The organism is Desulfovermiculus halophilus DSM 18834 (assembly GCF_000620765.1).
GTDB classification, from domain to species: domain Bacteria; phylum Desulfobacterota; class Desulfovibrionia; order Desulfovibrionales; family Desulfothermaceae; genus Desulfovermiculus; species Desulfovermiculus halophilus.
On record NZ_KK211185.1, the window covers coordinates 44928 to 63290 of the forward strand.

General features: G+C 58.9%; 19 protein-coding genes. 7 read left to right on the top strand and 12 right to left on the bottom strand.

Features of this window, described 5'->3' with window-relative positions:
* Window positions 1-230 precede the first annotated feature (230 nt).
* The 6 genes from N902_RS18195 to N902_RS19950 all read left to right on the top strand — a co-directional run bounded on the left by N902_RS18195 (window position 231) and on the right by N902_RS19950 (window position 5538).
* A complete protein-coding gene (locus N902_RS18195; RefSeq protein WP_034623113.1) occupies window positions 231-857 on the top strand; it encodes a TetR/AcrR family transcriptional regulator in 627 nt (208 codons plus the stop codon).
* A gap of 18 nt (window positions 858-875) precedes the next feature.
* Complete coding sequence (locus N902_RS0114600; RefSeq protein WP_027371498.1) at window positions 876-1937, top strand: ATP-binding protein; 1062 nt, start codon at window positions 876-878, stop codon at window positions 1935-1937.
* Window positions 1930-2280 (top strand): hydrogenase maturation nickel metallochaperone HypA, encoded by a 351-nt coding sequence (gene hypA, locus N902_RS18960; protein WP_051564637.1) that lies wholly within the window; start codon window positions 1930-1932, stop codon window positions 2278-2280. The genes N902_RS0114600 and hypA overlap by 8 nt, the downstream gene beginning before the upstream one ends.
* A gap of 593 nt (window positions 2281-2873) precedes the next feature.
* Window positions 2874-3557 carry a hydrogenase nickel incorporation protein HypB gene (gene hypB, locus N902_RS0114610; protein WP_034623116.1) on the top strand — a complete coding sequence of 228 codons (684 nt, stop codon included), beginning with the start codon at window positions 2874-2876 and terminating at the stop codon, window positions 3555-3557.
* Between the two features lie 414 nt (window positions 3558-3971).
* Window positions 3972-4664: a DUF166 family (seleno)protein DfsP gene (dfsP, locus tag N902_RS18205; RefSeq protein ID WP_084288476.1), complete on the top strand. Its 693-nt coding sequence runs from the start codon at window positions 3972-3974 to the stop codon at window positions 4662-4664.
* On the top strand, window positions 4654-5538 hold the full coding sequence (locus N902_RS19950) for a J domain-containing protein (protein WP_027371500.1): 885 nt from the start codon (window positions 4654-4656) through the stop codon (window positions 5536-5538). Before dfsP ends, N902_RS19950 begins: the two co-directional genes overlap by 11 nt.
* A 214-nt stretch (window positions 5539-5752) precedes the next feature.
* Here the strand turns inward: N902_RS19950 and N902_RS0114625 are convergent, their stop codons facing one another.
* The 12 genes from N902_RS0114625 to N902_RS0114680 all read right to left on the bottom strand — a co-directional run bounded on the left by N902_RS0114625 (window position 5753) and on the right by N902_RS0114680 (window position 17249).
* The gene (locus N902_RS0114625; protein WP_027371501.1) at window positions 5753-7015 is read right to left on the bottom strand and encodes an iron-sulfur cluster carrier protein MrpORP; all 1263 of its coding nucleotides are present in this window, start codon (window positions 7013-7015) and stop codon (window positions 5753-5755) included.
* Between the two features lie 42 nt (window positions 7016-7057).
* Window positions 7058-7915: an ATP-binding protein gene (locus N902_RS0114630; protein ID WP_027371502.1), complete on the bottom strand. Its 858-nt coding sequence runs from the start codon at window positions 7913-7915 to the stop codon at window positions 7058-7060.
* Complete coding sequence (locus N902_RS18210; RefSeq protein WP_051564638.1) at window positions 7912-8805, bottom strand: ATP-binding protein; 894 nt, start codon at window positions 8803-8805, stop codon at window positions 7912-7914. Before N902_RS18210 ends, N902_RS0114630 begins: the two co-directional genes overlap by 4 nt.
* 15 nt (window positions 8806-8820) lie before the next feature.
* Window positions 8821-9027: a hypothetical protein gene (locus tag N902_RS0114640; RefSeq protein ID WP_027371503.1), complete on the bottom strand. Its 207-nt coding sequence runs from the start codon at window positions 9025-9027 to the stop codon at window positions 8821-8823.
* A 361-nt stretch (window positions 9028-9388) separates the two neighbouring features.
* Window positions 9389-9748, bottom strand: coding sequence for a NifB/NifX family molybdenum-iron cluster-binding protein (locus N902_RS0114645; protein WP_027371504.1), 360 nt, complete (start codon window positions 9746-9748; stop codon window positions 9389-9391).
* 27 nt (window positions 9749-9775) lie between these two features.
* Window positions 9776-10141 (bottom strand): NifB/NifX family molybdenum-iron cluster-binding protein, encoded by a 366-nt coding sequence (locus N902_RS18215; RefSeq protein ID WP_051564639.1) that lies wholly within the window; start codon window positions 10139-10141, stop codon window positions 9776-9778.
* Between the two features lie 342 nt (window positions 10142-10483).
* Window positions 10484-11842: a sigma-54 interaction domain-containing protein gene (locus tag N902_RS0114655; protein WP_051564640.1), complete on the bottom strand. Its 1359-nt coding sequence runs from the start codon at window positions 11840-11842 to the stop codon at window positions 10484-10486.
* A gap of 117 nt (window positions 11843-11959) precedes the next feature.
* A complete protein-coding gene (locus N902_RS0114660; protein ID WP_027371506.1) occupies window positions 11960-12457 on the bottom strand; it encodes a TlpA family protein disulfide reductase in 498 nt (165 codons plus the stop codon).
* Window positions 12458-12487: 30 nt separating this feature from the next.
* Window positions 12488-13198, bottom strand: coding sequence for a cytochrome c biogenesis protein CcdA (locus tag N902_RS0114665; protein WP_051564641.1), 711 nt, complete (start codon window positions 13196-13198; stop codon window positions 12488-12490).
* A 224-nt stretch (window positions 13199-13422) separates the two neighbouring features.
* The gene (locus N902_RS0114670; RefSeq protein ID WP_027371508.1) at window positions 13423-15618 is read right to left on the bottom strand and encodes an acetate--CoA ligase family protein; all 2196 of its coding nucleotides are present in this window, start codon (window positions 15616-15618) and stop codon (window positions 13423-13425) included.
* A 166-nt stretch (window positions 15619-15784) separates the two neighbouring features.
* On the bottom strand, window positions 15785-16756 hold the full coding sequence (locus N902_RS18220; RefSeq protein WP_161635200.1) for a PA2778 family cysteine peptidase: 972 nt from the start codon (window positions 16754-16756) through the stop codon (window positions 15785-15787).
* An 85-nt stretch (window positions 16757-16841) separates the two neighbouring features.
* Window positions 16842-17249, bottom strand: coding sequence for a PA2779 family protein (locus tag N902_RS0114680; RefSeq protein WP_027371509.1), 408 nt, complete (start codon window positions 17247-17249; stop codon window positions 16842-16844).
* A 304-nt stretch (window positions 17250-17553) separates the two neighbouring features.
* Between N902_RS0114680 and wrbA the strand changes: the two genes are divergently transcribed.
* On the top strand, window positions 17554-18174 hold the full coding sequence (wrbA, locus tag N902_RS0114690) for an NAD(P)H:quinone oxidoreductase (protein ID WP_027371511.1): 621 nt from the start codon (window positions 17554-17556) through the stop codon (window positions 18172-18174).
* Window positions 18175-18363: the final 189 nt, after the last annotated feature.

The window sequence follows — 18363 nt, forward strand, 5'->3', positions numbered from 1 at the left end:
GGCGGGACCAAGAAAATGTGCGGGCCTGCCGCTCACGGCACACAGAAGAGACGGCAAACTCTTATGTAGGCAATTCCACTTTCTGTGTCGAAGAGCCTAATTTTTGGTATCAGTCCCAATGCAGGGGCTCCACGCCAACTGTGAGTAAAATGGCTGGTCACCGCCAGGCTGGACAGGGCCCCCTGAACTTTGGGAAGGGGTCTGAACGATTAGGCCCAAGGGAGGAGGGCATGGCCACAGGGCAAACCACGTCTACCAAAGCCACGATCCTGCGTGTCGGTGCAGAGATCGTGCACAATCAAGGCTTTAACAACACCGGGATCCAGGAGATCCTCAAAGCTGCGGGCGTGCCCAAGGGCTCGTTCTATTTTTATTTTCAAAGCAAAAACGATTTCGGCCTGCAGCTCATCGATTTCTACGCCCAGATTTTGAACGCCAGATTGGATGAGGCCGCTGCCCGCTCCGATTTGTCCGCCCTGAACAGGTTGCGCACTTTCTTTGCCGGGTTTACCGCCCTCTTTGCAGAGAACAAGTGCCGGGGCGGCTGTCCCATTGGGAATATGGCCCAGGAAATGGGGGACTTGAACCAAGATTTCAGGGAACGTCTGCAGTCGGTGTATGCCGATCTGCAGTCCAGGATGGCCCGCCTCCTGGAGCAGGCCCAAAAAGAGCGTGAGCTGGACCCGGGCCTTCAGGTCCGGGAGTTGGCCGGATTTCTGCTCAATGCCTGGCAGGGGGCCATGGTGCAGATGAAAGTCGATAAGTCCACCGCCCCTCTGCAGGCCTTCGAGCGGATGATCTTTGACTGTTTTTTGGCCCTTGATTCTAAACGGACGGAGGACGTTTCGCAGTTATAACCCACAAGGAGCGCGCACATGGCTGATGTGTACACCCGGCTGGCCCGGCATTTGGATTCCCTGCCTGCCGGATTTCCGGCCACCGAGAGCGGAGTGGAGCTGAAGATCCTGCGCAAGCTTTTTACACCCCAGGAAGCTGAGATCGCCTCCACGTTGTCCATGATGCCCCAGACCCCGGAGTCCCTGGCTCCCAAGCTGGGAATGGAGCCCGATGAGCTGGCAAATACCCTGGAGGAAATGGCCAGAAAGGGGCTTATCTTCCGCTACCGCAGGAAGGGCACGGTTTCGTACATGGCCGCCCAGTTCGTGGTCGGGATCTGGGAATATCACGTCAATGACCTGGATGAGGAGCTTGTCCGCTACTTCAATGAATATGTTCCGGCATTGATGCGCTCGGCCTGGGAACGGACCCGGACCAAGCAGATGCGGGTCATTCCGGTTTCCGAGGATGTGCAGCCGGAGGCTGAGATCATGCCTTTTGATCAGGCTGCACAGATTGTTGCCTCCCAGTCCAGGATCGCGGTCGCCGACTGCATCTGCCGCAAGGAACGCGGGCTGCTGGGCGAAGCCTGTGACGCCCCCCTGGAAACATGCCTGGTCTTCGGCGGCGGGGCGGACTTCTACCTGGAAAACGGATTGGGCCGGGAGATCGACAAGGACGAAGCCCTGCGCATAGTGGAGAAGGGCAAACAGGCTGGTCTGGTCCTTCAGCCCAGCAATGCCCAGAAGCCGGTGTCTCTGTGCATGTGCTGCGGGTGCTGCTGCCAGATCCTGCGCAATGTGAAGCGGATGGACACCCCGGCTCGGCATGTGCACACCAACTTTCAGGCCCGGGTTGATCCGGACCTTTGTACTGGATGCGGGGTGTGCCAGGAGCGCTGCCCCATGCAGGCCATTGTGGTCCAGGATGCGGCTGAGATCGATCCTGACCGGTGTATCGGTTGCGGTGTGTGCGTCAATGGCTGCGAGTTTGAAGCCTTGCACCTTGGGCCCAGAGACGACGGAACTGTCTATGAGCCCCCAAAGAATGTGGTGGAAACCTATATGAACATGGCCAGGGAGCGGATGGAGGATGCATGAGCTTCCGGTTATGCGCGAGGTCTTGGAGGTGGTGCTCAAGCACGCCCGAAAGCACCGGGTGGAGCAGGTCCACGCCGTTCAGATGCGGGTGGGGGAGATGAGTGACCTGGAAGAGGAATGGATGCAACGCTATTTCGACCACTTGAGTAAAGGAACTGTGGCCGAAGGAGCGAAGCTGAAGATCGAGCGGGTGCCGGCGGCCATGGAATGCCGGTCCTGCGGGCACAGGTTCAACCTGGATCTTACCTCCCGGGAACGGATTGCCTGCCCCAGGTGTACATCCAGGGACTGCCTGCTGATTTCCGGCCGGGAATACACGATTGTCAATCTAGAGGCGGTATAGGGCCTTGGACCCGGGCCGCATGTTTGTATGAAAATAATGCTCTAAGGTCTTGTTTTTACAGGATGTGTTATTTTCATGCTTCGTTGTGCCTGCGCTTTGGCAGGCATGTGGGTTTGTATGAAAAAAAAGATCTAACAGAGTCTATTTGGGCTCTTCGACACAGAAAGTGGAATTGGATACATAAGAGTCTGTCGTCTCTTCTGTGTGCCGTGAGCGGCAGGCCCGCACATTTTTGTATGAAAATAATGCTCTAAGGTCTTGTTTTTACAGGATGTGTTATTTTCATGCTTCGTTGTGCCTGCGCTTTGGCAGGCATGTGGGTTTGTATGAAAATAATGCTCTAAGGTCTTGTTTTTACAGGATGTGTTATTTTCATGCTTCGTTGTGCCTGCGCTTTGGCAGGCATGTGGGTTTGTGAGGACCGACAGCGTATCCTCCACGTCGCCAGGAAGCGTTATCGGTCGTGACTCGAAAGTCCACGGACCAATCCCCGGCTTCGACCAAGGACACTGTGAGTTCAGGAAAATGGCGTTGTAAAAATACAAGTACGCAGTCTTGCGTTTTTAGGTGTGAATGATGAAGGATTCGAGATAATGACAGACGATATCCGGCTTATAGAGGTCAAGGAAGGGATTCTGGCCCAGAATGAGCAGGAGGCGGATCAGCTGCGGGCCAGCCTGCGGGCCAAGGGGGTCTTGCTGCTCAATCTCATGGCCTCCCCCGGGGCGGGCAAGACCAGCCTGATTGTCCAGACCGTGCAGTCCCTGGCCCCGCGGTTGCGGATCGGAGTCATCGAGGCGGACATCGATTCCAGTGTGGATGCGGAAACCGTGACCCGGGCCGGGGTGCAGGCGGTCCAGCTGCGCACAGGCGGCTTTTGTCACCTGGATGCGGCCATGGTGGCCCGGGGGGTAGAAGCCCTGGATACGGATAATCTGGATTTGATCATTGTAGAAAATGTGGGCAATCTGGTTTGTCCGGCGGAGTTCGACACCGGAGCCCACGCTTCGGCCATGATCTTAAGTGTCCCGGAGGGAGACGACAAGCCGCTGAAATATCCGCTGATGTTCACAAAGTGCCGGGTTTTGGTGGTGAATAAGATTGATGCCCTGAGCATTTTCGATTTCGATCTGGACGTCCTCCGGGAGCGGGCCGGGCAGCTGAACCCGGAGCTGACCGTGCTGCCTCTATCCTGTAAAACCGGACAAGGGATGCAGGGGTGGATACAATGGCTGGCAGAAGAAGTCAGGGCCCATCAGGCCTATAAGGATGCTTAAGGCTTCAGGGACGGCAGCAGGATACATCCCGGATGGCCGGATGATTTTATGGTTCTTCGACATAGCCTGTGGATTGTTGGAGTTTGCCATCTCTTCTGTGTGCCCACTTTCGGCCCGGTATTTTCTAAGTCCCGCCAAAGGGGGATCCCTGCCCCCTCCCGGCTACTCACGTGCAGGTCACTGCTTTCTGTGTGACGAAAGCTTATCATGCACGTGAGTGCCGGGTGGCGGGACCAAGAAAATGTGCGGGCCTGCCGCTTACGGCACACAGAAGAGACGGCAAACTCTTATAGACGCAATTCCATTTTCTGTGTCGAAGAGCCAATTTTTTCAGTGTACAGAACACGCAGGGGATGCTGAATACGTGGTGTTTGCAGAAATCTACTCTGCGCAGTCAAGATAAGGTGGAAAGGAATGTCTGATCAGAATCCGCAACAGATAGTCGTCTTTGAACAACGGGGCAGCGGGCAGAAGAAGGTTCAGGGGATACAGGACTACGGCGGGGACGCGTTTGAGGTCCGAACTGTGGATATATCCGAGGATCTTCCGGAGCTCCTTGATGAACCGGAACTCTATCTCCCGAGATCCATCGAGGCCGATCTGGTTCTGGATTATATGCCCCATCCCGATCTGTCCGACGAGCTGGCCCGGATTTGCCGGGAACACGAAGTCCCCCTGATCGCTTCCGGGAAAACGCATGATGATACCTGGAGCCATACGCCTCCCGTGTGCTGCGCCCTGCCCAAAAGCGCGGACTGTGGGCGATACGGACATCTCTTCGGCTATCCGGAGTACAGAGTCCGGCTCAAGGACGGAAAGATAGAGGACATTCAGGTTCTGCGCGGGGCTCCCTGCGGAGCGACCTGGAAGACTGTCGGGGAGCTCATCGGCATGGAGGCCCATGAGGCCGCTGTTGCCCTGGGGTTGAAGACCCAGTTTTACTGTACGGCCAATCCCGCGGGATGGGATCCTATCGGGGGCAAGAGTCCGGTGCATCTGGCCGGGGACGTGCATTGCGCCGCGTTGAAGCTGGCCATATACAAGGCGGAAAAAGAAGCCGCCGGAGGCAGAAAGGAGGGGGTGACGGCCGACTGCCATGCACGCTAGCCAAGGAAGCGACTATTACGCCCTGCTGGGGGTGGATCCTCAGGCTTCGACCGAGGAGATCAAGAAGGCCTACCGGACCCAGGCCCTGCTCCACCATCCGGACCGCAATCCGGACAACAAAGCGGAAGCCGAGGCCAGATTCAAGGAGCTTACTCAGGCCTATGCCGTGCTCATGGATCCGGGCAAGCGCCGGGAATATGACCAGCAACGCACCTTTGGGAGCCGGACGCACGGCTGGCAGGGAACCTCCGCCGCCGGCCGGAGCGGACAGGGGCATGCCTCCTTTGAGGACATCTTCCGGGACATTCTCAATAACCCCGAGGCCCGCAGGGTCTTTGCCGAGATGCAGCAGGAATTTTCCCGCCGGGGGATGCGCTTTGACAGCTCCTTTTTCAATAACCTCTTTTTCGGCGGGCGGGGCTTCTTTGTGGGCGGCGTCTTCACCTTCGGCCCCCAGGGGGGGAAGGGCTACTGGAGCTCCACGTCGTCTGCCGGGGGGGACCCGTCAGTTCGGGGTCAGCCTCGAACCGCACAGGAGGTCCGCTCCCGGCCCGCGAAGAAGTCCGGTCTGTGGCAGAAGATAGGGCAGAAGATGAAGCAGCTGGCTTGGGGGCGGCCGGAGGCAGAAGACAAAGATATGCACTTTTCTCTTCCTCTATCGGCTCAGGAGGCCTATCGGGGTACAGAGGTGAGCATAGTCATTGATCGAGATGGGAAACAGGAACGTCTGAGGGTGAAAGTCCCGCCCGGAAGCAGACAGGGAACCATTCTCCGGCTGCGGTATAAGGGACGCTCCGGCAAGGAAGGTGAGCCGCCGGGGGATGCCTATCTGCAGCTGGAACTGGACAAGCCCGCGCAGAGGCTGAGGAGATAGATTCTAAGGGACCGGGGCTATTGATTGCAAAGAGAGATTCTTCGCTCGAAGACTCACTCAGAATGACAAGAACGAAGAATGATGACCGGCGGATTTCGATCTGTTTCTTCCCGCTTGTGATTCTGAGGGAGCGAAGAGACTGAAGAATCCCTAATAAATCAAAGGGGGATTCCTGGTTCCAGGAATCCCCCTTTATTTTTAGTGGTCGCAAAAGTTAATGGTCGCAGACGTTGTCCCCGGTGGCCAGGGAGCCGCTGAGGTAGGCCTGAACCAGTTCCTCCGGGGTTCCGGCCGGGGCCCCGGTAAGGACCTGAATCCCATTCTGGGTGAACAGGCTCTGGGCTCTGGAGCCCATGCCACCGGCGATGACCAGATTCGTGTTCTGTTCCGCCAGCCACTGGGGAAGGACTCCCGGCTCATGGGGCGGAGGAGTGAGCATGTCCATGCTTTCGATGGTCTGCTTCTCCTGGTCCACGGAAACCATGGCGAACTGCTGGCAGTGCCCGAAGTGCATGCACAGCTTGCCCTCGGCCACCGGCAGGGCGATCCGCAAGTGGCCGTTGTCCCCGGCGGCCGGGGTCTGAACCGGCTTTTGCTCCCCGGCGGTGTTGTCCTGCAGAGTGCCGGACAGGTTGAGGATGGGTTTGATGATGGCGTTGATGGCCTGGGCCGTGGGGGTGTGGTCATGGGTCTTGATATAGGCATAGCCCATGTCCCCGGAGCGGACCATTTCCGGATCCAGGGGGATGCGGCCCAGGAAGGGAACGCCGCAGTCCGCAGCCAGCCTTTCCCCGCCTCCGGTGTTGAAGATGTCCACTGTCTGCTGACAGTGGGGGCAGACGAATCCGCTCATGTTCTCCACAACTCCAAGGACCGGGTTGCCGGTGTGGGTGCAGAAGTTTACAGACCGCCGCACGTCGTCGATGGCCAGGACCTGAGGCGTGGTCACGATCACGGCCTGGGCGTCATTGCCCAAGAGCTGCATTACGGATATGGGCTCGTCCCCGGTGCCCGGCGGGCAATCCACCACCAGATACTCCAGCTCGCCCCAGGCCACTTCTTCCAGGAACTGGCGGATAAGGCTCATCTTGATCGGTCCGCGCCAGATGACCGAGTCCTCCTTGTTCGGAAGCAAAAAGCCCAGGGACATGACCGAGAGGTTTTCGCTCCAGCGGACAGGCATGAGGCATCCGTCCCCGGCCTCCGGCTTGACATCGCCCAGGTTGAGGATGCGGGGAACGCTCGGGCCGTGAACATCAACGTCCAAGAGTCCGACCTTCTGGCCGGCCATGGATAGGCCCACAGCTATGTTGGTGGCTACGCTGCTCTTGCCCACCCCGCCTTTGCCGGACATGACCACGAGCTTATTCTTAATCCGCCCGAGGCACTGATTGAGTTTTTCGTCGTTTTGCTGCTGCTGTTGATTGTCCTGGCAGCCGGACTGGCTTGAGCAGCTGCCGCATGTCTTGTCACTCATGGTGTTCCTCCGTATGTACTGTGCAGGGGTTTGTATGTGTATTTACAGACATGATTCTATACGTTCCCATATCCCGGCCATGGTTTGTCCCAGGCCCTGGGGATCGTACTCGCAGATGGTCTGTCCCTTAAGCTGGGCCTGGGTAAAGGCCGGAGCATAGGGCAACTCACCGACGATTTCAATTCCCTGCCGGGTGCAGAAATCCTTGAGCTCCTGCACCAGCTCTGGATTGATATCCACCTTGTTGATCAAGGCCAGGGTTTTGATCCCGAAATGTGCGGTCAGTTCGCTGACCCGGCGAAGGTCGCCGACAGCAGAAACCGTCGGTTCGCCGACCAGCAAGGCCACATCCGCATTGGTCAGGGACGCGATGACCGGACAGCCGATGCCCGGAGACCCGTCCACCAGGACCAGCTCATAGCCCTTATCCTCGGCTGTGGCCTGGGAGGCCTTGCGGACCGTGGTCACCAGCTTTCCGGAGTTTTCTTCCCCGATCCCCAGGCTGGCATGGACCAGGGGGCCGAAACGGGTTGCGGACTCATACCACTGCCCGCACAGGCGTTCATGCATGTGCACGGCCTGGACGGGGCAGACATGATAGCACAGGGCGCATCCCTCGCAGTGTTCGGGCAAAACCTGAAGGTCCGCGCTGATGGCCCCGAATCGGCACATTTCCCTGCACTCGCCGCACTCGGTGCATTCGTTGGGATCGATCTCGGCCAGCTCCCCGCTGTAGAAGTCGTGAGTGGAACGCACCTCCGGGGACATGATCAGATGCATATCGGCTGCATCCACATCGCAGTCCGCAATGACCTTGTCCGGTCCCAGCCCGGCCAGAGCTGCGGTGACCGTGGTTTTGCCCGTGCCGCCTTTGCCGCTTATTACCACAAGCTCCTTCATTGCTCATCACCTCGCATATCCTGGGTGTCCTCGGCCGGGGCTGCAGTCCTGGCCTGGACCGATTCCCACAGTGCGCTAAAATAGTCCTTGAATTCCGGAAAGGCCTGCACCAGAAGACGGCCCTGGGAATAGGCGGTCGCAGCCTCCTGGGTATGAGGCAGAGTGGCCAGGATCTCCACCTGCTCCCGGTCCAGATAGTCCTTGACCCGGCCGTCGCCCATCCCTTCCCGATTAATGACCACCCCGAAGGGGATGTTCAGCTTGCGCATCAGGTGCACGGTCAGGGTCAGGTCGTGGAGCCCGAAGGCCGTTGGTTCGGCAACCAGGAGAACAAAGTCTGCTCCGTCCATGGCCTCGATAACCGGACAGGATGTGCCCGGAGGGGCGTCTATGATCTGAATGTCTGCTGGGGATGCCGCTTCCTTGACCCGTTTGATCAGGGGCGGGGCCATGGCTTCTCCGATGCGCAGCAGGCCGCCATAGACATCCAGATCCTGGGAGGAGCCGCGGCGTAGCGTGCCGATGGTCCGGGTTGTTTCGGAAATGGCCCCGGCCGGGCAGATATATTGGCACAGGCCGCAGCTGTGACAGAGCTCAGGAAAGACCAGAATGGAATCCACCATCCAGATCAAGGCCTTGAACCGGCATTCCTGGGCGCATTTTTGGCAGGATTCCCCCAGGCAGGCCTGGGTATCGACGTGAGGGACAGGCACGGTCTGGGATTCTTCCGAGCTCCATTCGGCCTGTAAGAAATAGTGAGCATTGGGCTCTTCAACGTCGCAATCCACGAAGCTGACCTTGTGCCCCAGGGATTTTATGGTCCAGGCCAGATTGACGGCCACGGTGGTCTTGCCGGTTCCGCCCTTGCCGCTGGCAACTACTAAACGCATGGTATCATCTCCTGATCAGTTGTTCCGCAACGGGACGTTGCACACTGGACACCGGCAATCCACGCAGGCCTGTCCAGATTTTTTGGGAAATCTTTGCAGACAGCTGGGACAGACGCACACGGCAGTGCCCTCCAGGGACATGGAATACGAGCCGTCGGTCTGGGCTGTGGTCGGCGAATCATCGGCTGTCCGCCACTGCAGGTGTATGCCTTGATGTTTCATACATGATATCCTTTCAGGGAGAGTTTTCGTTTTTGGTTCTTCGACGTAGCCCGTGGATTTTAAGAGTTTGATGTCTATTGTCTGTGCCCACTATCGGCCCGGTATTTTCTAAGCCCCGCCAAAGGGGGATACCTGCCCCCTCCCGGCTACTCACGTGCAGGTCACTGCTTTCTGTGTGACGAAAGCTTATCATACACGTGAGTGCCGGGTGGCGGGACCAAGAAAATGTTCGGGCCTTTCGTTAACGGCACATACAATAGACAACAAACTCTTATGTATGAAATTCCACTTCCAGTGTCGAAGGGCCTCGTTTTTCGATTTTGCCCGTGGATTTTTGTGAGCCCCCGCTTTTCCTAGTCGCCTACCAGTGTCCGGGCTTGTCCGCATCCTGTGCCTTTTCCAGCTTCCCTGCCTGCAGAGCGTCCAGGGCTTCCTGCACAGTTCCGGACTGGGACAGATAGATGTCGATTCCTCCGGATTGAAGGGCGGAAAAGGCCTTGGGGCCGACATGGCCGGAAATGACCGCCTGCGCTCCGGTTCGGGCTACATTCTGTGCGGTCTGGATCCCTGCTCCCTGCATGGCCTCCAGGTTTTGCTGATTGGAAACGTACTCGTATGCCCCGCTGGCATCATCATAGACAATAAAGCCGGAGGCCCGGCCGAAACGGGGATCAAGTGCGGAGCTCAAATCCTTTCCTTGGCTGCTGATGGCTATTTTCATACCGTTCTCCTTTGTTCTGGGTTGAGGTTACTCTTGCTTTGAACGCAGGCAGCAGGGGACTGCCCGTTGACAGCCGGGCATGCTCAAGTCCTGCAGCCGCCCCCGGGACCAGGCGGAAAGGACCTCGTCGATATCCCCCCGCACCCAGTCCCAGACAACGAGTCCGGAATCGGACAAGATGTACCGGGTGCACCTGCTCAATGCGCCGCAGACCAGGACTTCAGCCCCGCAGGCCAGGACCGCAGCGACCCTGGAGGCGGCCCCGCGTTCCGGGGGGTGCACCTCTCCGGCCGGATGCAGGGCTGCTCCATCCACGTCGTAGAGCAGGAGCCGGGAGGCATTGTCGAACAGGGCGGCAAGCCTGTGATTGTAGGCAGCAAGACAAATTCGCATAATCGACAGTCATGGGTTTTACTAATGGGTGCGGGATGTTTTTTATCCCGCCTATGGCGGGACTCGCGCTATGCCCGCAAGCGGGAATTTATTTCCCGCGCAGTTTCAGTGCAGCGCGCAAAAAGTAAACAACTTTTTGCTTTCATTAATAGATCTGTAGAGGCCCCGGCACGCAGGAGCGGGATGCGCCCAGAATCGCCGGGGACAGGATCCAGAATCTATAAAATGCAAGCTGCGGGCCATTTATAATAATAACAGAAATGCCAGCATGTTGCTGAATGCAGGGGAAAGGATACATTGGCCTGTGGGCGCAAATTGCGCGGTGCGGGGTGTGGTGTGGGCTTATTTTGCGCCTGAAGGTGTGCACCGCTCGAGCATGCGGCGCAAGGTGTCCTTGGAGATGTCCAGCTCCCGGCAGGTGGCCATCTTTTTGCCCTGGTTGCGTTCCAGGGCCTGGAGCACAGCCCGGCACTTGATCTCCTCCAGGGTTCGCGGGGTTGTGGTCTGGGTCTCGGAGTGGGGATGCAAAAATTCTGGGAGGTGCTCGATCTGAATGAAGCCCTCGGGACAGAGGATGAAGGCATACTCGATAATGTTTTCCAGTTCCCGGACGTTGCCCGGAAAGCTGTAGCGCATAAGGACGCGCAGGGCATCTTCGGAGATCCCGGCGATGTTTTTGTTCTGCATCAGGTTAAAGCGCCGGATGAAGTGATTGACCAGCAGGGGGAGGTCTTCTGTGCGCTCTCGAAGCGCGGGGAGATTGAGCTGGACCACGTTGAGACGATAGAAGAGGTCCTGACGAAAGGCCCCGTTGCGGACGTCCTGGTCCAGATCCCGGTTTGTGGCGGCGATGAACCGGACATCAACGGCTTCAGGGCGCAGAGCGCCAAGGGGCTCGACCTGCCGGTCCTGAAGGACCCGGAGAAGCTTGACCTGCAGGGAGAGGGGCAGCTCGCCTATTTCATCCAGAAACAAGGTCCCGGTGTGGGCCAGATGGAATCGGCCTGGCTTGTCCTTTTTTGCGTCTGTGAAGGCCCCCGCCTTGTAGCCGAACAGCTCGGACTCCAACAGCTGCTCCGGCAGGGCGCCGCAGTTGACCACTACAAAGGGCTTGTCCCTGCGGGAGCTCAGGTTGTGGATGGCCCGGGCGAAGAGCTCCTTGCCGGTTCCGGATTCGCCGGTCAAAAGGACCGAGGACGGGCTCTGGGCCACCTGGGGCAGGATGCGGAAGACCTTTTTCAGTACCTGGCTCTTACCCACGATGTCTTCGAATGTGTAGGCCTGTTCCATCTCCTGGCGCATGAGCTGCAAAGCGCTCAAGTCCCGGAAGGTCTCCACGCCACCGATGAGCTCGCCGGTCTGGGTGTACAACGGTGCGGCGCTGATGGAGATGGGCACCCGCTCTCCGTCCGGGCGGACGATGAAGATGGACTTGTTGCTGATGATTGTATTGTTGGCCAGGCAGTGATCCAGGGCGCAGGAGCCGTCGCAGAGGCTGGAGTGGAAGATCTCCCAGCATTTGTGGCCCACCGCCTGCTGGCTGGAGATGGAGGTGATCTGTTCTGCCGAGTGATTGAAAAAGGTGATGTTCCAGTCCAGATCAACAGTGAACACCCCGTCGGCTATGCTCTCCAGGATAGAGGTGCAGGGAAGGTCGGGGGGGAAGACTTTGGGCCCGGAGGCATCGGGTGTGGCAGGCATGTAAGGAGTCGGTTCCGCCGGGTTGAGGTTGTGAACAAGCACACCTCATCCCTCATGGGGACAGCGGACACATCATGCTGGATGCGGTGTAGCTGGGACGTGCTCTCTGGTCGGAGGTTAGCTCTCGCTCAACATGCGGTCAAGGGCGGTCCGCAGGCGGGAAGTGATTCCATGGCCGCGGTAGGCGACGGTGCCCTGGGTGTCCACCAGAAACAGGGTGGGCACCCCCTGGAGCATGTAGGTGCTTCCCAAGCGCATGCTCTGATCAAAGGCCAGGGCAAGATCGAGCTTCTCACGGCGGCGAAAGGCCTCTGCCCTTCGTTCGCTGTCCCGCCATCCTGGATTGATGCCCAGGATTTGCAGTCCCTGGGGACCGTATTCATCCTTGAGGTCTTCAATGGCCCTCATCTCGTCCGCACAGTACCTGCACCAGGTGGTCCAGAAAAAGAGGAGCAGGGGGCCCTGATCCGCATAGCTCTGGAGATCGACCTCACGTCCGTCCAGAGTGGTGATCTCGAACTTTGGGGCGGGATTGCCCACCGTGGCGGCCTGAACCTCTGAAGTCAGGGCCATGATCAGGATCAGGCCTATGAGTAGATAATGTGCTGTACGCATGTTCATCTCCTTATGTAATGCGGTGTATTTCTAGAACATCAGTCGGCCGGCCTGGATCAGAAAGTACTCGCCGAGACCGATCATGGCCAACCCCAGCCCTTTCTTGATCCAGTTCATCCAGTTCCCTGGCCTGGGCAGGGTGGTCAAAAGGCCGGTAAAGGTTCCTGCTGCCAGGAGGATGAGGCTTAAGCCAAGGGAAAAGAAAATAAGGAGGATCCCACCGGAAATAACGTTCTGGGTCGATCCCACGTAGGTCAGGATAATGCCCAAAACCGGTGCTGTACACGGGGAGGCCACCAGCCCGGAAGCTGCTCCCAGGGTAAAGGCTCCAAGCAGACCTCTTTCTTGGCGCTCAGCCCCCCGGCCGCTTAAGGAGAGCAGGGGAAGGGGTATGACCTCCAGGGTATTCAGGCCCAGCAGGATAAAGATGTTGGCCACAATGAACTGGGCCCAGGGATTGGTGCTCACGCTGCCGAAAAAGCTGCCGCTTAAGGCCGCAATCATGCCCAGGCCGGCGTAAACCGCGGTCAGGCCGCAGACATAGGCCAGGGAAGCGGAAAAGGCCCGCCATCTGCTGGAGGTATGTACTGTGCTGGAGCTGACGCAGGTGACCACAACCGGGAGCAGGGGGTAGACGCAAGGGGTGAGGCTGGCCAAAAAACCAGCTAGAAAGCTGATCCCGGCGGCCATGATCAGGGAAGAGTCCAAAGCGGCCTGCATGGATCCGGTCAATTCGAGCATTGTCGGTTACTGTCCTGTGGTCTGGGGTTGTACATTTTGTGAACAAAATGAAGTACCTTTCGGATGTCCATCTTTCATTGCTTCCCGTAAAGATATGGGCTCCTGGATGTGCTGTCAACCTGATGCAAGGTTCAGATTGTGAACTTTTTATGCGACCAAAGATCAGAACCATTTTCTCCTGGAGAGGGCACAACCTCCAGGCCCTGCGGTCTGTGCCCCTGGCCTTACTCTGTCGGGGTTCCGGAATGCAAGTACTTGTAGTAGCTATACATCTCCGCACAGACCTTGACCGCATTCTCCGGTGTTTCGTAAAAAACGGCTTTATACGGACTGTCCGGGACATCGATTACGGCCTTGTCTCCCTCCTCCTGCTCCAGGCGGACCCCGAACACAGGCTTGTCGTATTCAGACATCAGGCGGCCCAGCGCCTGGGTATAGGAGGTTTCAAAGTCGGCGACCTCGGTATATGCCCGGTCCAGAAGATCCCGGCTCATGGCCGGATCCACCGCACTGACCGCGTCCAGGTATCGTTTCAGAAAGTTCTTGCGGCCCATGATGCCCAGGTTGATGACTGCATCGCATTCTTCCCACTGCAAAACACTTTCCAGGATATGGATGGGCATGTGCATGTCCCATTCACCGACCAGATCGATAGGGTTGGACCGGCTCCAGTACTCGGGAAGGAGTTGGTCGATATCCCGGCACAGGCCGGTTGACAGCTCCGGGATGTGCAGTCCGTATCTGGCACAGAGGTCGGCTGTGATCACTCCCCAGCCTCCGCCCAGGGTTATAATCACCACTCTGTTCCCCCGGGGGAGCGGGAGGGAGGAAAAGGCAGCGGCCAGGTGCAAGAGGTCCATTGGGCCGTCAACCTTGCGCACTCCGCTCTGGCGGCAGACTGCGTCAAAGACCCTGATGTCGGAGCTTAAGGCGCCGGTATGGCTGGCAGCCGCCTTGTTTCCGGCCTGGGATTCGCCGCCCTTGAGCAGAATGACCGGCTTTTTCCCAGCCAGGCGCTTCATGTTCTTTGCAAAACGCCGGCCGTCCTTGATGCTTTCCACATAGAGCATGACCGTCTTGGTCATCGGGTCCTGGGCAAAGGCCTGCAGAAAGTCCTCCATGGTCAGAAGGCCTTCATTCCCCGAACCACAGAATGCCCGCATGCCGATGCCCTGCTGCACGGCGTAGGACAAAAGCTGGACCCCCATGTTTCCGGACTGGGAGACCATGGCCGTGGCTCCGGGGATCGGATGGACCACGGTTCCTGTACAGTGAAATTTGGCGTGGGGATTGCAGAGGCCCATGGTGTTCGGTCCCAGGATGGCAATCCCTGCATCCCGGGCCTTGCGGACCAGCTCTTTTTCCATGGCCGACCCCTGGGGACCGGTTTCGCTGAAGCCGGAGGAAACAAGGACCATGGCCTTGACCTGCTTGTGGACCATCTCCGGGATGAGGTCCTGGACCTTGGCCGCCGGAATGGTCACCACCACCAGGTCCACAGGTTCCGGGATCTCCGACAGGCTGGGGTAGGCCGGACGGCCGAAAAGCTCTCCGCCCTTGGGGTTGACCAGGAAGATTTTGCCCTGAAATCCGCCGCTGATAACGTTGGCCGGGAGCATATGCCCCCATTTGCCCAAAGTGCCCGAGGCCCCGACAAAGGCCACAGATGAGGGCGAGAAGAGGGGGGCGATCGCCGAGGGCTTGATGGGGCTGGGGCGGCTTTCGGTTTCTGGTTCAGGGCCCAAGACGGTCAGGGCGTCCACGGCTGTCGGTTCTCCGGTCTTGGCCGCAAGCAGGGGATTGATATCGATTTCCTGGATGTGGGGAAAATCAATTGCCAGGCGGGAGATGCCGGTCAGCGCGGATATCAGGGCCTCTTCACGAACCGGCTGTTCCCCGCGAAAAGGGCCGAGGAGGGTGGAGGAAGAGATTTCGTGCAGCATGGCCCGCGCATCCTCTGGATCGAGGGGGGCGAGGCGGAGGGCAATGTCGGCCAGGGCTTCGGTGTATATGCCGCCCAGACCGAACATGACCACCGGCCCGAACTGAGGGTCCCGGAACATGCCGGCCATGAACTCCCTGCGCCCGGAGATCATGGGCTGGATCAAGGCGCAGCGCATGGCCGGACCGGCCGCGTTGACGGCCGCTCGGTAGGCTGAGCGGACCTCCCGCTCCCCGGGAAGATGGACGTGGACCAGACCGTGTTCAGACTTGTGGACCAGTTCCGGTCCGCAGGCCTTGACCACCACAGGGTAGCCGATTTCCCGGGCGGCGGCCGCGGCCTCGTCTTCAGATGCCGCTTCCTTCTCCGGATTCACGGGGATGCCATATTCGGCGAGCAGGCGTTTGGACTGGCCTTCGTCCAGGGTCTGTGTTCCGGAGGCCAGGGCTGAAGAAACGATCTCCTGGGCAATGGACATAGCGTGGATCTCCTGTTGGCATTTTGGGCCCCAAGGCAGGTCATTGGCCGGGACGCATCTTCGCGCGGCGTGAGCAAAACCTGGCTCTGATCAGCCGGTGCGTGTGCGCATCCCGTATGCTGCGGCCAACATATATGGATGACAAAAAAGTGGCAATGGGAAGCACTCAGTGAGCCCGGCTGTCTCGGGCCCGGCGTATGGCCTCACGGGTTTGTTCATAGGCAGGCGGATGCGGTTTTCCCAGCCGCAGGGCGGCGTTGATCGCCTCATCGGCTGCCTGGAGTTTGCCCTGTTTCAGGAGGATATGGGCCAGGTTGTTGTGGACCGGCCCGGAGTCGGGGTGCAGGGCCGCTGCCCGGCGCAGAGCCGCTTCGGACAGCTTGAGACGGCCGAGGGCGTAGAAGCAGTTGGCCCTGCCCATCATGGCGGCCAGATGGGTCGGCCACCTGGTCAAGGCGGCGGTGTATCCGGTCAGGGCCAGCCGGTGGTGAGCGGCCAGCTCCAAGCCGTGCACGGAGCGCGCCCAGCTGTCTGCCTCGACAGTGGCCGGCAGGTCGTCGGGCCTGAGTACGAGCAGGCCCCAGAAGTCCGCCCGTTGCCAGGTCCGAAGAAATGCGGTCCAGGGAACCCATTCTTTGACCGGAGTGCCCCGGGCCATAAGGACTTCCCCGGGGTCGCTCCTGTAGCCGCAGACCACGGAGTAGTGCCACGCCGGCCACCAGCTCAGCCCCCTGTTTACCAGGACCAGGACCGGATGTCCGGCCTTAAGTTCCAGGATCAGGGCTTTGGGGCCGTGAATCGGATACGCGACCCTTCTGTTGCGTCTGGCTGAGCTGATCAGGGCGGCCTGCAACGTGCCGTCCCGCTGAGGATTGTGTACCTGCGTCCCGATATTTTGGGAGGATACTCGGACTCTGCTCCAGGTGAGGACCGAGGCCAGGGCTGCCGCTCCGCAACGATGTTCTTGTTGGGCATAGGCCGGGACCCCGGCAATTGACACGGCCTCCATGTCCGGAGGCGGCATGCCCTCTCCGGGCAGAGGAGTGTGGCTTGCACAGCCCAGGCAGGCGATAAGCAGGCCGGCACATACAAGGGAAGTGAACGCGGCCGGCCGTGGGCGGCCGGTTCCTGCAGACATAGGCCTGGCCCTGTGATCTCTGCACCCGCAAAAATACGGTAAAGGTCCAAGGACCGTTTTATCCCGCAGCATGCCCAGGTTTGTCTCAGCGGCTTCTGACAAAGGTGAAGACGTCGGTAAAGCCCAGGATATCAGTAATCAAAAGGACCACAAAGATGAATACCGCTCCGCCGACGATGGCCCCTACCGGTCCCTGTCCGGCGGGGAGGGTGTCCAACCGGTTCTGAATCCTGGCCAGCTCGGCATCGGATAAGGCCATGACCCGGGCTTGTGCCTCCGTGGGGTTGATACCGTGCTCCTGCAGGGAGCTTTGAACTTCATCCCTCTGCAGGAGCTTTTGCAGGTGGCTTCGGGTGGTCTCGGCCTGGCTCGGAAGAACCGATTCAGTCCCCAGCATGGCGGCATGCAAGGCCGGAGCCGGGATGACGGTCATGCAGAATACGGCCAATACAATCATGCTCAGCACAGGAAAATAGGCGGGTTTGGTGTGCATGGCGTCCTCCTTTTGCAGGTCTGTAGAGGTTTGTAGCTTCCTTGGGCGCACGCATGGCTGGGACAAGGTATTGTATTTTATCCGCCTGAATGCGAATATGCAAGCTGACGGCCTGATCACGGAGACGGCAAACCCTTATTGGTTCTTTGGCGTAGCCTATGGATTTTTGGAGTTTGCCATCTCTTCTGGGTGCAATTCCACTTTCTGGGTCAAAGATCCTGAGTTTTCGTTTTCCGGAGTCAAGGGCCAAGCTTGAAATCTGAGAGGTGCCGCCTGTTGAAGATTGGCCCCAAAAGGAGTGACCATGCCCAAGATCTATGTTGTTTTTTACAGTATGTACGGTCATGTTTATGAGATGGCCACGGAGATCGCGGAAGGAGCCGAATCGGTGCCCGGTTCCGAGGTGCAGATGTTTCAGGTTGCGGAGCTTGTCCCGAAGGAAAAGCTGGAGGCCAGCGGGGCGAAGGCGGCCCGGGAGGCCTTTGCCCACATCCCTGTGATCGAACCGGACGATCTGCCCCAGGCCGACGCGGTGATATTCGGCACGCCGACCAGATTCGGGAATATGTGCGCCCAAATGCGCAACTTTCTGGACCAGACCTCCGGGCTCTGGCTGCAGGGGGCACTGGTGGGCAAGGTGGGCAGCGTCTTTGCCTGCACCGCCTCGCAACACGGGGGGCAAGAGACCACGATCACCAGCTTTCATACCACGCTTTTGCATCAGGGCATGATCGTGGTCGGGGTTCCATATACAGAGCAGGGATTGACCGTGATGTCGGAGGTCACCGGGGGGACCCCCTATGGAGCGACCACATTGGCGGATGCCGACGGCTCCAGGTGGCCGACGGACAACGAGCGGGCCATTGCCCGGTTCCAGGGTAGGCATGTCGCCGACATTACGCGCCGGTTGTTCGGCGGACCATAAGCTTCAGCCAAGTCCGAAGTGAGCCCGGCCGGAACCTGCTGGACCGGCACAGGGAGCAGGAATTCTTTGGTTCTTCGACGTAGCCTGTGGATTTTTGGAGTTTGCCATCTCTTCTGTGTGCCCACTTTCGGCCCGGTATTTTCTAAGTCCCGCCAAAGGGGGATCCCTGCCCCCTCCCGGCTACTCACG